Genomic DNA, 12,813 nt, shown 5'->3' on the forward strand with positions numbered 1-12,813 from the left:
AGCGGACGTCTTCGCGTTGATTGATTCCGTGCGGGCTCGGCGCTAACGTCACGGCTAATGTTCATTAGCTAACGTGGAGGCGCCATGGCCGTCGACCTCACTCCCAGCCCGGACGTCGCCGAGCTCGCCCGGCGCACCGCCGGCTTCGTCCGCGACGTGGTGATCCCCGTCGAGGAGGCGAACGACGGCGTCGCGCGGACGGAGGAGATCCGGGCGACCCTGCAGTCAGGCGCCAAGGAAGCCGGGATCTTCGCCCCGCACGTCGGCGCGGCGTACGGCGGGCACGGGCTCGACATGCGGGGCCGGGCCGCCGTGTTCGAGGAGGCCGGCTACTCGCTGCTGGGCCCGCTCGCGCTGAACATCGCGGCGCCGGACGAGGGCAACATGCACATGCTCGAGGCGATCGCGACCGACGAGCAGAAGGAGCGCTACCTGCGGCCGCTCGCGGCGGGCGAGATCCGGTCGTGCTTCGCGATGACCGAGCCGGCGCCCGGAGCGGGTTCCGACCCCGGGGCGCTCGCCACGACGGCCACCCGAGTGCCCGGTGGGTGGCGCATCGACGGGCACAAGTGGTTCATCACCGGCGCGGACGGCGCCGGGTTCGCCATCTGCATGGCGAGGACGTCGGGCCGGCCAGGGGAGGCCGGGGGAGCGACGATGTTCCTCGTCGACGCCGACAACCCCGGCATGAAGCCGGTGCGGCACATCGACACGCTGGACGAAAGCCTGTACGGCGGGCACATCGAGCTCGTCTTCGACAACTGCGTTGTGCCGGACGAGGCGGTGCTCGGCGAGGTCGACGAGGGTTTCCGTTACGCGCAGGTTCGGCTCGGGCCCGCGCGGATGACGCACTGCATGCGCTGGCTCGGCATCGCAAGGCGCGCACAGGACATCGCCGTCGCGCGCGCCGCGGAGCGCGAGCTGTTCGGCTCCCGGCTGGGCGAGCTGGGCATGGTCCAGCAGCTGATCGCTGACAGCGAGATCGACATCGCCGCGGCCCGTGGGCTTATCCTGCGGGCGTGCTGGGAGCTGGACCAGGGCCGCTCGGCGTCGCAGTCCACCTCGATCGCCAAGACGTTCTGTGCCGAGGCGATCTGGCGCGTGGTCGACCGCGCGGTGCAGATCTGCGGCTCGCTGGGCATCTCGGGCGACCTGCTGCTGGGCCGGTTCCTGCGGGAGGTCCGGCCGTTCCGGATCTACGACGGGCCCTCGGAGACGCACCGCTGGGCCATCGCCCGGCGGGTCCTGCGCCGCCACGACGCGCAGGTGGCCGGATGACCGCCGATCGGTCCACACCGGACGGTCTCGACCTGCCCGCGCTGGAGGCGTTCTTCGCCGGGCACGTCCCCGGCTTCGGCGGCACGCTGCGCGCCGAGCTGCTGCAGGGCGGGCGCTCGAACCTGACCTACCTGCTCTCGGACGGGCGGCGGCGGTGGGTGCTGCGCCGCCCGCCGCTGGGCGGGCTCACCCCGTCGGCGCACGACATGGGCCGCGAGTACCGGGTGGTCGCCGCGCTGGGGAACAGCGACGTGCCGGTCGCACGCGCCGTCGCTTTCGCCGAAGCGGATGTGCTCGGGGTGCCGTGCTCGATCGTCGAGTACGTCGAGGGCTCCGTGCTGCGCACCACGGGGCAGCTGCACGCACTGTCCGATCCGGACATCGCCCGCTGCGCATACGGCCTCGTGGACGCGCTGGCCCGGCTGCACGCCGTGGACCCCGTCGCGGTAGGCCTGGGTGGCTTCGGGCGGCCGGAAGGCTACCTCGGGCGTCAGGTGCGGCGTTGGCGCGACCAGTGGGAACGCGTGCGAACGCGCTCGCTCGGCGACATCGAGAGGCTCCACGCGCGCCTCGCCGACCTGTGCCCGCAGGAGAGCGGCGCGTCGATCGTGCACGGCGACTTCCGGATCGACAACGCCATCCTCGACCCCGGCGACCCGGGACGCGTGCTGGCGATCGTGGACTGGGAGATGGCCACGCTCGGTGACCCGCTGGCCGATCTCGGCCTGCACCTCGTCTACGCCGACCCCGCGTTCGCGCCCGTCCTCGCGGGCTCGGCGCCGTCCACGAGCGACCGGCTGCCGCCGGTGGAGGAGCTCGCACAGCGCTACGCCGAGGTCGCCGGGCGGGACCTCGGCCGCCTCGACTTCTACCTCGGGCTCGGGTACTTCAAGATCGCCGTGATCGCCGAGGGCATCCACGCCCGCTTCCAGCAGGGCCTGACCAGGGGGTCGGGCTTCGAGCGCGTGGGCGAGGCGGTGGCCCCGCTGGCCGCCGCCGGGCTCCGGGCCCTGGCAACGAATTCGTGAAGGAGACGCCGTGCCGAACGTACTCGACCTCTTCCGCCTCGACGGCAAGGTCGCCGTGGTGACGGGCGCCAGCTCGGGTCTTGGCGCCGGGTTCGCGGTCGCACTCGCCCAGGCGGGCGCCGACGTGGTGCTCGCGGCGCGCCGGACCGATCGGCTGTCCGAGGTCGCCGGGAGGGTCCGCGCGGAGGGAACCCGGGCGCTGACCGTCGCCGCCGACGTCACCGACCCGGACAGCTGCACCGCGATGGTCGAGGCGGCGACCGGGGAGTTCGGCCGCGTGGACGTGCTCGTGAACAACGCGGGTGTGGGCACGGCGGTTCCGGCGCTGCGCGAGTCGCCCGACGAGTTCCGCCGGGTGATCGACGTCAACCTCAACGGCGCCTACTGGGCCGCCCAGGCCTGCGGCCGGGTGATGGAGCCGGGGTCGAGCATCGTGAACATCAGCAGTGTGCTCGCGCTGGTCAAGTCGTACGCCCCGCAGGCCGCCTACGCCGCCAGCAAGGCGGGCGTCCTCGGGCTCACCCGCGATCTCGCGCAGCAGTGGTCGGGCCGCAAGGGGATCCGGGTCAACGCCATCGCGCCGGGCTACTTCGCCAGCGAGATGACCGAGGAGATCCCGGACGACGTCCTGCTCCCGTTCCTGAAGCAGGCCAGCCCGCTGGGCAGGCTCGGCGTGCAGCACGAGCTCGACGCGGCCGTGGTGTTCCTCGCGAGCCGGGCGTCGTCCTACATCACCGGCGTCACGCTCGCCGTGGACGGCGGCATGTCCGGGCACTGAGCGGCCGCCCCAGCTGACGGGCCCCCAAGGCCACCTTTGGTGCGCTCAACGCACCAAAGGTGGCCTTGGGGGCGTGCGGCGGCCGCGGCCGGCCGTGCTGCCGCTCCCGCTCGTTCTGCTGCTCGACGTGGTGGTCTGAGCGAGGGACCATCGGGGGTACGGCAGGAGGTGCGCGATGGAACACGAGACGAGGTGGACCGTCGACATCGACATCCACGAGTACGAGGACCGCACGCGAGCGGAGGCCCGGTTGAACACCGGCGCGGGCACCGAACGGACCGGGACCGGAACCGCCCGCAAACACCCACGCGACGCCAACGTCCCGGCGATCGGCGACGAACTCGCCGTCGCCAGGGCGATGGCCGATCTGTCACACCAGCTCATCGAGGCGACCGCGGCCGACATCGAGGCCGTGACCCGGCGCCCCGCGCACCTGACCGAGTAGCGCGTCAGGCCTTGCGGGCGACCCCCGCCAGGCCGCGGGAACGGGCGGGCTCGTTCTGGTAGGGGTCGGCGCCGTCGGGTCGCCACTCGGGCACCCACACCAGGCCGGGATCCACGAGTTCCAGGCCGGCGAAGAAGGCCGCGATGTCCTCGCGGGACCTCGGCCGGGCCACGCTGTTGGCCTGCCTGCGGTAGGAGTCGATGACCTTCTCCGCAGCGGCGAGGGTCTCCGCGTCCTCCGGCGGCACGTGGATGTGTGACAGCGCGACGAAGCTGCCGGGGGCCAGCTGGTCGCGGTAGTACGCCAGCGTGCGCTCCGGCTGGGTCTCCGGTGGCATGAAGTGCAGCAGCGCCACGGCGAGCAGCGCGATCGGCCGCTCGGGGTCGATGACACCGGTGTCCAACACGCGCTCCCACAGCTTCGGCCCGTCGAAGAAGTCCGCGTCGAGTGCGCGGTGCCGGTCCGGGTCCGCCGTGCGCTCCAGCAGGATGTGCGCGTGCGCCTGCGCGATGGGCTCGTTGTCGATGTAGACGACGCTGCACTCGCCGGGTGCGACCTCCTCGGCCACCTCGTGCACGTTGCCCTGCGTCGGGAGTCCCGAGCCGATGTCGACGAACTGCCGCACGCCCTGTTGGACGGCGAACCGCACGGCACGGCCGAGGAAGGCACGGTTGGACCGCGCGAAGTTGCGCATCTCCGGCAACCGCTTGAGCTGCTCCTCGGCGAACGCCTGGTCCACCGCGTAGTTGTGCACACCGCCGAGCAGGTAGTCGTACACCCGCCCGACCGAGACCTTGTTCACCGACTCGCCGAGCCGCTCCGCCTCGTTCAACCGCATCCTCCGTGCTCACCGTCGAGATCGAGAACAGTGTGCACGGTCCCCGGGCCGGAGCGCACACCGGTGTGGCTCGTCGAGTAGCCGCTAGACGCCAGCCGCAGTGAAGGCCACCTTCACTGCGTTCAACGCAGGCATGGTGGCCTTCACTGCGGACGCCGCGTCAGCGTCAGTGCGGGGCCGACAGCGAGATCGGCTCCGCCCCGGCCGGCGTGCCGCAGAAGCCGCCGTCCTGGGAAGGCTCGTCGAACACGCCCGCACCTCCGCAGACCCCGGTCTCCGGCAGCACCAGCTCGACCCGCTCGGCGGCCGCCCGGTCGCCGGCCAGCGCGGCGGCGATGCTGCGCACCTGCTCGTATCCGGTCAACGCGAGGAACGTCGGCGCGCGGCCATAGCTCTTCATCCCGGCCAGGAACACGCCGGGCTCGGGATGTGACAGTTCCCGGACGCCGTGGGGGTACACCGTGCCGCAGGAGTGCACGTTCGGATCGATCAGCGGAGCGAGCGCCACGGGGGCCTGCAGCGTCGCGTCGAGTTCGAGCCGCAGCTCCGACAGCCACGACAGGTCCGGGCGGAACCCGGTGAGCACGACGACCTCGTCGACATCCTCGATGCGGTCGCCGGCGTCCGGCGCCAGCGTGAGCCTGCCGTCCGAACCGGACTCGACGGCCCGGGTGCGGAACCCGGTGACCACCCGGATTGCGCCCGTGGCCACGGCCTCGCGGGCGCGAGCGCCCAGTGCGCCACGGGCTGGCAGCTGGTCGGCCGCGCCGCCGCCGAAGGCGTCGCCCACCGTGCCGCGCCGCAGCACCCAGCTGACGCGCGTGGCCGGGTCGTTCTCGGCGAGCCCGGCGAAGGCCACGAGCGCGGTGAGCGCCGAATGTCCGCTGCCGGCGACCACGACGTGCCTGCCCGCGTAGCGGTCCCGTACGGCGGAGTCGGTCAGATCCGGCACCTGGTAGGTGATCCGGCCGGTTGCGGCCCGCTCCCCGAGCGCGGGCAGCCCGTCACCGCCGAGGGGGTTCGGCGTTCCCGACGTGCCGGAGGCGTCGATCAGGGCTCGCGCGGTGATCCGCTCCTCGCCACCGCCGGACCGGCGAACGTGCACCGTGAGCGGCTCGGTCTCCCGCCCGGCGTCGACCACGCGGTCGCGGCCACGCCGGGCCACGCCGACCACCTCGGCACCGAAGCGGACCTGCTCGCCGAGCGCGGCGGCCAGGGGGCGCAGGTACCGCTCTGCCCACTCCCGCCCGGTCGGGTAGGTGGGGTCCGGTGGCCGCCAGCCCGTCGGCTCCAGCAGCCTGACGGCCGCCGGAGCGACGAGCTCCGGCCACGGCGAGAACAGCCGGACGTGGTGCCACTGCGCGACCGCCGTCCCTGCCGCCGGACCCCGTTCCAGCACCAGCGGTTCGAGACCGCGTTCGCGCAACTCCGCGGCCGCTGCGAGCCCGACCGGGCCCGCGCCGACCACCACGACAGGCAGTTCGCCGTTCATCTCCGGATCCCCTTTCCATCGATATCTGTCGATGAAGCTGACTCGGAATCTATCGACGGATCTCGATTGACGCAAGAGTCGCGGCTCGCCGATAATCAGCCGCATGACCATCACGGCGCCGGTGCCGCGGCTGCTCGCCGACCAGGACGCCGCCACCTACGCGGACTGGTTCTCCTGCCTCGCGGACCCCACGCGGGTGCGCCTGCTGCACGCCGTCGCCACGGCGGCGGGCGGTAGCACGGTCGGCGCGCTGACCGCGCGGCTCGGCATCAGTCAGTCCACGTGCTCCCACCATGTGCGCAAGCTCGCCGACCTCGGTTTCGTGCGGCTGCACAAGGAGGGAACCGCCACCAGGGTCGTGGTGAACGAGGCCTGCTGCATCGGCCTGCCGCACGCCGCCGACGTCGTGATGGGCACCGTCACGCCGCCGCCGTGCTGCCCCGCCGACCCACCCGCCGACGTGCGGGTGCGCGCGCTCGGCCCCGGCGACTGGGCCGACGTCCGGCGCATCTACGGCGAGGGCATCGCCACGGGGATCGCGACGTTCGAGACGACCGTGCCGAGCCGCGCCTCCCTCGACGCGCGCTGGCTGCCCGGGCACCGATGGGTCGCCGAGCTCGGCGGACGGATCGCGGGCTGGGCGGCGCTGAGCCCCGTCTCGTCCCGCGACTGCTACTCGGGGGTGGCCGAGAGCTCCGTCTACGTCGGCGCGGGTGACCGGGGCCGCGGGGTCGGCAAGGCTCTGCTGCGGCAGCAGGTCGTCGAAGCCGACGCCGCGGGGCTGTGGACGCTGCAGGCGTCGATCCTCGCGGAGAACCGCACCGGCATCGGGCTGCACCATTCCGCCGGCTACCGCACGGTCGGCATCCGCGAGCGCATTGCCAAGATCGGTGACACCTGGCACGACACCGTGCTGCTCGAGCGGCGCGCCGGCGCGGTCGCCCAGTGCGCGGACTGCGCGTGAGTCAGTCTGCGGGCACTCGATGAAGGCGTGACCGGCGGGGTTGGCCGGACCTCGTGGGAGTCGCTGGCGGCGAGCTCGGCACCGGTGGAGCGCTCCAGCCGCGCAGGTGCCGGGACAGCGATGGCTGGGCAAGGTCCGGGCGGCGGTACGGCTGACGTGCGGCTCCTCGGTGCTGGCGAGCAACCAGATCAGCTGCCGCGGCTCCGCTCGCGCGGTAGCCGCGGTGGGCGGGCCGCGGTGAACGCGGCCGTCGAGGCGGCGGCTCGGCTGTGAGGTCGTTCTCTCGGGACGTCCGACACTTGCGGTGGGCCGGTCGGGGGCCGAGACTCGGGGCTCGTTTGTTTGTTCGGCCGCCAGGGGAGGGAGCGGGGCTGGTGCCATGGTGGAGGGGTTGACGGGGAGTCGCCTGCCGCAGTCGCAGGTGGACCAGCAGATCCGGGAACTGGAAGCGCGGCTGGTGCGTGAGCAGGACCGGGTGCCCGCACAGGTGGTGCACGACTGGGTGGAGCGGGCGAGGGCGCGGTTCGCGCGGGCCCGGGTGCTGACGTTCGTGCCGATCCTGGTCGAACGGGCAGTCCGCGCCGAGTTCAGGGCCGTCGCGCCGAGACACTCCTCCGGAGAGCGCCTCGCGGACTGGGCGCGGCGAACGGCCAGGGGCATCCTCGCCGTCGAGCTGCCCCGACGGTGGGCCCACACCCAAGGGGTCGCCGAGCGGGCGGAGGAGGTCGCGCGCGTGCTGTCCCCCGAGGAGGGCGATGTCCTCGTGGCCTCGGCGTGGCTGCACGACATCGGCTACGCGAGCGCGCTGAACGTGCTGGGGTTCCACCAGCTCGACGGGGCCCGGTTCCTGGCCGAGCACGGGGTGGCCCGGCGGGTGTGCGCGCTGGTGGCGCACCACGCGGGGGCCGCTGCGGTGGCCGAGCTGGAGGGCCTGGGGCCTCAGCTGGCGGAGTTCGAGGACGAGCGGGGGCCCGTGCGCGACGCGCTGTGGTACGCGGACATGACCACGAGCCCGGACGGTCTGCGGGTGTCGTTCGCGGACCGCATGGCGGAGCTGCGCGGACGCCGGGGCCCGGAGGACCCGGTGGTGCGGGCGCTCGCGGTCAACGGCGCCGAGCGCGCGGCCGCGGTACGCCGGACCGAACAGCTGCTGAGCCGCCACGCCGTGCCGGCGTAGCGCCCGGCCGGTCACGGCTCAGCCCGAGCGCGGCACGCGGATGCACGCGGCGGGCGCGGCCGTCACGATCCCGGCCGCCGCGAGCCGGCTGTGCCGCCTGCCGTGGGAGAACGCCTTCTGCGCGACGTCCACGAGCCGGCCTCCCGCCGGGCCGGACGGCTCAGCGACGGCCAGCACGCCCGTGAGCGAGCCGTCCGCCGCCTCGGGCAGCGCCTCCGTTGACGGACGCGCCGACGAGGTGTGGGTGGCCGGCCCGAGCAGCACCATCCCGGCGACCACGATCGCGAGCCCGACGCGCGTCACGGCGAGCAGCCGGAACCGGCGGGCGAGGTTGGCCGACGCCAGCGACAGCGGGAAGAGCGTCCCCGCGATCGGCCACAGCGCCGGACCCGGGTCCAGAGGTGAGTGCCCCTGCACGAGCTTGTGCCAGGCCGAACAGCGCGCCGCACGCCGCCGTGAACGGCTGTCGATCCGGCCGGTCCCCGTTCGTGTCGAGGGTGAGCAGGGTTGGTTCCCCGACACCGAAGGAGCGGACACGATGAGCGAGGTACTGCTGAGCGGCTTGCGGATCGGCGAGTCGGCACGCTGGCACGACGGCAGGCTGTGGCTGTCGAACTGGGGCACGCGCGAGGTGCTGGCCGTCGGCCTTGACGGCAGGGCCGAGGTGATGGCCACGGTTCCGACCACGCTGCCGTTCTCGATCGACTGGCTGCCGGACGGGCGCCTGCTGGTGGTCGCCGGGCCCGAGCGACGGCTGCTACGCCAGGAGGCCGACGGTTCGCTCGTGGACCATGTCGAGCTCAGCGGGCTGCCGGGCGGGCTCAACGAGATCGTCGTCGACGGCCGGGGCCGGATCTACGTCAACGGCGGCACGGACTTCAACCCGGGCGAGGGTGAGGCGCCAGGGTTCATCGCGCTGGTCACGCCGGACGGCGAGGTGCGCGAGGTGGCCGACGGGATCGCGTTCCCCAACGGGATGGTGGTGACCCCCGACGATCGGACGCTGGTCATCGCGGAGTCCTTCGCCGGCACCCTGACCGCGTTCGACATCGGCCCTGACGGAGGCCTGACGAACCGGCGGGTGTGGGCACGGGTGCCCGGCGACGGCATGGTGCTGGACGCCGACGGCGCCATCTGGACCCCGGGCTGGGACGAGGAGGGGCCCACGTGCGTCCGGGTGGCCGAAGGGGGAGCGGTGCTGGAGACGATCCGGCTGGAGCACGCCGGGTTCGCCTGCGCGCTCGGAGGGGGCGACGGCCGCACCCTGTTCGTGCTCACGGCGGACTGGCGCATGGCCGACGGCTTCGAGGAGAACCTCGAACGCCTGCTCAGCGGCCCGGAGACCGGCCGCGTGCTCACGGCCCGCGCGCCCGCGCCCCACGCCGGGCACCCGTGACCGCTCGCGTGCCCGCCCAAGTTCGTGTTACCGTTGGTAACTGTAAATCGCGGTAACAGGAAAACGTCGCCAGGGAGCAACGATGACCAGCGCCGACACCACCCAGCACGCGCACACGTCCGAGCCCGACCGGCAGGCGGTCGCCCGGCGGCTGCTGGACTCGTCGGAGACGTTGTCCTACGACCCCGTGACGGAGGTCGACTGGGAGACCCCGCTCGACACCGCCTACCACGGGGCGAGCCCGGAGTGGAGCACGCTGTACGGCACGCCCTACTGGGCGGAGATGACGCCGGAGCAGCAGCGTGAGCTCACCCGCCAGGAGGCGGCGTCGGTGGCGAGCACCGGCATCTGGTTCGAGATGATCCTGCAGCAGATGGTGCTGAGGGATTTCTACGCGAAGGACCCGACCGACCCCGCGTTCCAGTGGGCGCTGACCGAGATCGCCGACGAGTGCCGGCACTCCATCATGTTCGCCCGCGGGGCCGCGAAGCTGCGCGCGCCCGCCTACCGCCCGCGCCGCCTGGCCGTGGAGCTCGGCCGCTTCTTCAAGACCACCGCGACCGGCGAGGCGGCCTACGCCGCGATCCTCGTCGCCGAAGAAGTCCTCGACGTGATGCAGCGCGACTGGATGCGCGACGAGCGCGTGGTGCCGTTCGTGCGCACGATCAACAACATCCACGTGGTGGAGGAGTCGCGGCACATGAAGTTCGCGCGCGAGGAGACCAGGGAGCGGCTGAAGGGTGCGGGCAGGCTGCGCAGGCAGTACAACGCGCTGGTGGTCGCCATCGCCGCGTACTTCATCGTGAGCAGCATGGTGAGCCCGAAGGTCTACGCCAACGCCGGGCTCGACACGAAGCGGGCGCTGCGCGAGGCGAGGGCCAACGAGCACCACAAGTCGATGCTGCGGTCGAGCTGCTCGGGCCTGATGGAGTTCCTCGACTCCGCCGGGCTGCTCACCAAGGCGTCGATGCGCTGGTACAGGCGCGCGAACCTGATCTGACCCATGGCCTTCGCGATCACGCAGACGTGCTGCAACGACGCCTCGTGCGTGGCGGTCTGCCCCGTCAACTGCATCCATCCGACTCCGGACGAGCCGGACTTCGGCACCACCGAGATGCTCTACGTCGACCCGGGCGCGTGCATCGACTGCGGCGCCTGCGCCGACGCGTGCCCGGTCGACGCGATCTTCCCGGTGGACGCGCTCACCGGCCCGCTCAAGGCGTACGCCGGGATCAACGCCGACTACTACACCGGCCGGGACCCGCTCGCCGAGGCCGCCGACCCGGCGCCGAACTTCCACCCGTGGAACCCGCCGGTGTTCACCCGGACCATCCCGAGCGACCTCGCCCCGCTCGACATCGCGGTGGTGGGCACCGGGCCCGCCGGCATGTACGCCGTCGAGGACCTGCTGCTGCACACCAACGCGCACGTGACGCTGATCGACCGGCTGCCCGTCGCAGGTGGCCTGATCCGGTACGGCGTCGCACCCGACCACCCGTCGACGAAGAAGATCGGCGAGACCTTCGCGCGGTTCCACACGCATCCGCGGCTGCGGCTGCGCCTCGGGGTCGAGGTGGGCCGGGACGTCACGGTCGACGAGCTGGCCGGGCGGCACGACGCGGTGATCTACGCCGTCGGAGCCGCGTCGGCGCGCAGCCTCGGCATCCCCGGCGAGGACCTCACCGGCAGCGTCGCGGCGACGTCGGTGGTCGCCTGGTACAACGGCCATCCCGACGCCCAGCCCGATGTGCTCGACCTCTCCGCCGAGCGCGTCGTGGTGATCGGCAACGGCAACGTCGCACTCGACGTGGCCCGGATCCTGATCACCGACCCGGACGAGCTGGCGGGCACGTCCATCGCACCGGAGGCGCTGGAGCGGCTTCGGTCGAGCAAGGTCCGCGAGGTCGTGCTACTCGGGCGCAGGGGGCCCGACGCGGCCGCCTTCACGCGGCCGGAGCTCCTCGCGCTGACCGGACGGGACGACCTCGAGCTCGTGGTCGACGACCACGACCCACGGACGGCGGAGGCGATCGACGCGACGGAGCCCTCCGGCAAGGCCGGCCTGTTGCGCGCCGCCACACGCGAGGCCGTCGACTGGTCGGTGGCTCCGCCGGACGGGCGGCGGCGCATCGTCTTCCGGTTCCACTCCGCTCCGGCGGAGATCCTCGGCGACACCCAGGTGCGCGGGCTCCGCGTCACGGGCCCGCACGGCGAGGTGGAGATCGCGACGGGGCACGTGGTCCGGGCGGTCGGCTACCGGGGAACCCCGGTGCCCGGGCTGCCGTTCGACACCGGCACCGGCACGATCCCGCACACCGGCGGGCGCGTGGAGGGGCGGCCGGGAACCTACGTCGTCGGCTGGATCAAGCGCGGTCCTTCCGGCGGCATCGGCGCCAACAAGGCGTGCGCGAACGAGACCGTGGGAACGCTCCTCGACGACGTCGTGGCGGGCAGGGTGCGGCCCGCGCGGAGGCCGTCGTCGCCGCTCGCGCGGTTCCTTCGCCGCGGCTGAACTCGTTGCGGCGGCCGTGATTTTCCGCCTCGAGGTGGTCCCCGGTGATGTCCACACGGGATGGTCCGGGGGTGGCTTCGGCCGCCGCTGGGGACGCCACGGCGCGCGCTCGTGCTGACCTCGCGCCGGCGCGGGCGTAGTATCGGCGATGCCGGGCGGCGGGGCGGGATGTTTCCGCGATGCCCGGCCTGGGGACGGGAGCATCGGTATGGCGTGGAATCCCGATCCGGAGCCGTCGTCGGGGAGGCCGACGCTGGAGACCGAGCGGTTGATCCTGCGTGGCTGGCACATCGACGACGCCCCGGCGGCGCTGTCCATCTACGGCCAGGCCGCCGTGGCTCGCTGGCTGAGTCCGGCCATGGACCTGGTTCCCGACCTCGCGGCGATGCGGCTGCTGCTGCAGCACTGGATCGCCGAGGCCGACCGGATGCCGCCGCCCGCGGGCCGCTGGGCCATCCAGCGCAAGGAGGACGACCTGGTGGTCGGCGGTGCGATCCTGCTGCCGTTGCCGCCGGGCAACGAGGACTTCGAGATCGGGTGGCAGCTTCGCCCCGACTACTGGGGCCAGGGCTACGCGAGCGAGACCACCCACGCGCTGGCCCGGTGGGCGTTCAGCCACGACATCGACGAGATCTTCGCCGTCGTCCGGCCCGGCAACAAGCGCGCGGCCGCGACCGTCCGTCGCAACGGCATGCAGTGGGTGGGGGAGACCGGGAAGTACTTCGGGCTGACGCTGCAGGTTTTCCGGCTCCGCCCCGCCGATCTCGACCAGGTGATGAGCGGCAGCCTGCTCCCGGAGCGCCCGCGCCAGGCCGAGATCGACTAGTCCCGCGCGAGTTCCCCGTTCCGCACTGCGAGTCCGCGTACGGGAACGCCCAACTCGCGCTGTTTTGAGCGAGTCCAGT

General features: G+C 72.9%; 13 protein-coding genes. 10 read left to right on the forward strand and 3 right to left on the reverse strand.

Features of this window, described 5'->3' with window-relative positions:
- Nucleotides 1-84 precede the first annotated feature (84 nt).
- The 4 genes from FCN18_RS06555 to FCN18_RS06570 all read left to right on the forward strand — a co-directional run bounded on the left by FCN18_RS06555 (nucleotide 85) and on the right by FCN18_RS06570 (nucleotide 3,529).
- Nucleotides 85-1,278 (forward strand): acyl-CoA dehydrogenase family protein, encoded by a 1,194-nt coding sequence (locus FCN18_RS06555; protein WP_112270188.1) that lies wholly within the window; start codon nucleotides 85-87, stop codon nucleotides 1,276-1,278.
- Complete coding sequence (locus tag FCN18_RS06560) at nucleotides 1,275-2,306, forward strand: phosphotransferase family protein (RefSeq protein ID WP_137093821.1); 1,032 nt, start codon at nucleotides 1,275-1,277, stop codon at nucleotides 2,304-2,306. Before FCN18_RS06555 ends, FCN18_RS06560 begins: the two co-directional genes overlap by 4 nt.
- Before the next feature lie 10 nt (nucleotides 2,307-2,316).
- A complete protein-coding gene (locus FCN18_RS06565) occupies nucleotides 2,317-3,084 on the forward strand; it encodes an SDR family NAD(P)-dependent oxidoreductase (protein WP_112270192.1) in 768 nt (255 codons plus the stop codon).
- 175 nt (nucleotides 3,085-3,259) lie between these two features.
- Nucleotides 3,260-3,529: a DUF1876 domain-containing protein gene (locus tag FCN18_RS06570; protein ID WP_112270194.1), complete on the forward strand. Its 270-nt coding sequence runs from the start codon at nucleotides 3,260-3,262 to the stop codon at nucleotides 3,527-3,529.
- A 4-nt stretch (nucleotides 3,530-3,533) separates the two neighbouring features.
- On the opposite strand, the gene FCN18_RS06575 is transcribed toward FCN18_RS06570, so the two are convergent.
- Together FCN18_RS06575 and FCN18_RS06580 are read right to left on the reverse strand one after the other, a co-directional pair.
- On the reverse strand, nucleotides 3,534-4,367 hold the full coding sequence (locus FCN18_RS06575; RefSeq protein ID WP_137093824.1) for an SAM-dependent methyltransferase: 834 nt from the start codon (nucleotides 4,365-4,367) through the stop codon (nucleotides 3,534-3,536).
- Nucleotides 4,368-4,533: 166 nt separating this feature from the next.
- Nucleotides 4,534-5,859, reverse strand: coding sequence for an FAD-dependent oxidoreductase (locus FCN18_RS06580; protein WP_137093826.1), 1,326 nt, complete (start codon nucleotides 5,857-5,859; stop codon nucleotides 4,534-4,536).
- Nucleotides 5,860-5,962: 103 nt separating this feature from the next.
- Between FCN18_RS06580 and FCN18_RS06585 the strand changes: the two genes are divergently transcribed.
- Together FCN18_RS06585 and FCN18_RS06590 are read left to right on the forward strand one after the other, a co-directional pair.
- Entirely contained in the window at nucleotides 5,963-6,823 is an 861-nt protein-coding gene (locus FCN18_RS06585) for a helix-turn-helix domain-containing GNAT family N-acetyltransferase (protein ID WP_137093828.1), read from the forward strand.
- 391 nt (nucleotides 6,824-7,214) lie between these two features.
- Nucleotides 7,215-8,000: a three-helix bundle dimerization domain-containing protein gene (locus tag FCN18_RS06590; RefSeq protein ID WP_407675767.1), complete on the forward strand. Its 786-nt coding sequence runs from the start codon at nucleotides 7,215-7,217 to the stop codon at nucleotides 7,998-8,000.
- A gap of 18 nt (nucleotides 8,001-8,018) precedes the next feature.
- Here the strand turns inward: FCN18_RS06590 and FCN18_RS06595 are convergent, their stop codons facing one another.
- Nucleotides 8,019-8,417 (reverse strand): hypothetical protein, encoded by a 399-nt coding sequence (locus tag FCN18_RS06595; RefSeq protein WP_137093833.1) that lies wholly within the window; start codon nucleotides 8,415-8,417, stop codon nucleotides 8,019-8,021.
- Between the two features lie 121 nt (nucleotides 8,418-8,538).
- Between FCN18_RS06595 and FCN18_RS06600 the strand changes: the two genes are divergently transcribed.
- From FCN18_RS06600 to FCN18_RS06615, 4 genes are all read left to right on the forward strand, one after another.
- Nucleotides 8,539-9,396 (forward strand): SMP-30/gluconolactonase/LRE family protein, encoded by an 858-nt coding sequence (locus FCN18_RS06600; RefSeq protein WP_112270206.1) that lies wholly within the window; start codon nucleotides 8,539-8,541, stop codon nucleotides 9,394-9,396.
- An 82-nt stretch (nucleotides 9,397-9,478) separates the two neighbouring features.
- Nucleotides 9,479-10,396 carry an AurF N-oxygenase family protein gene (locus tag FCN18_RS06605; RefSeq protein WP_112270208.1) on the forward strand — a complete coding sequence of 306 codons (918 nt, stop codon included), beginning with the start codon at nucleotides 9,479-9,481 and terminating at the stop codon, nucleotides 10,394-10,396.
- A 3-nt stretch (nucleotides 10,397-10,399) separates the two neighbouring features.
- Nucleotides 10,400-11,908 (forward strand): FAD-dependent oxidoreductase, encoded by a 1,509-nt coding sequence (locus FCN18_RS06610; RefSeq protein ID WP_137093835.1) that lies wholly within the window; start codon nucleotides 10,400-10,402, stop codon nucleotides 11,906-11,908.
- Between the two features lie 208 nt (nucleotides 11,909-12,116).
- Nucleotides 12,117-12,734, forward strand: a complete 618-nt coding sequence (locus FCN18_RS06615) for a GNAT family N-acetyltransferase (RefSeq protein ID WP_112270212.1) — start codon at nucleotides 12,117-12,119, stop codon at nucleotides 12,732-12,734.
- Nucleotides 12,735-12,813 lie beyond the last annotated feature (79 nt).

Source organism: Prauserella endophytica (genome assembly GCF_005146945.1).
In the GTDB taxonomy this organism is placed as follows: Bacteria; Actinomycetota; Actinomycetes; order Mycobacteriales; family Pseudonocardiaceae; genus Prauserella_A; species Prauserella_A endophytica.

Coding starts and splice junctions, on each gene's coding strand:
- FCN18_RS06555 (WP_112270188.1), top strand. CDS start 85: ATGGCCGTCGACCTCACTCCCAGCCCGGACGTCGCCGAGCTCGCCCGG.
- FCN18_RS06560 (WP_137093821.1), top strand. CDS start 1,275: ATGACCGCCGATCGGTCCACACCGGACGGTCTCGACCTGCCCGCGCTG.
- FCN18_RS06570 (WP_112270194.1), top strand. CDS start 3,260: ATGGAACACGAGACGAGGTGGACCGTCGACATCGACATCCACGAGTAC.
- FCN18_RS06575 (WP_137093824.1), bottom strand. CDS start 4,367: ATGCGGTTGAACGAGGCGGAGCGGCTCGGCGAGTCGGTGAACAAGGTC.
- FCN18_RS06580 (WP_137093826.1), bottom strand. CDS start 5,859: ATGAACGGCGAACTGCCTGTCGTGGTGGTCGGCGCGGGCCCGGTCGGG.
- FCN18_RS06585 (WP_137093828.1), top strand. CDS start 5,963: ATGACCATCACGGCGCCGGTGCCGCGGCTGCTCGCCGACCAGGACGCC.
- FCN18_RS06600 (WP_112270206.1), top strand. CDS start 8,539: ATGAGCGAGGTACTGCTGAGCGGCTTGCGGATCGGCGAGTCGGCACGC.
- FCN18_RS06605 (WP_112270208.1), top strand. CDS start 9,479: ATGACCAGCGCCGACACCACCCAGCACGCGCACACGTCCGAGCCCGAC.
- FCN18_RS06610 (WP_137093835.1), top strand. CDS start 10,400: ATGGCCTTCGCGATCACGCAGACGTGCTGCAACGACGCCTCGTGCGTG.
- FCN18_RS06615 (WP_112270212.1), top strand. CDS start 12,117: ATGGCGTGGAATCCCGATCCGGAGCCGTCGTCGGGGAGGCCGACGCTG.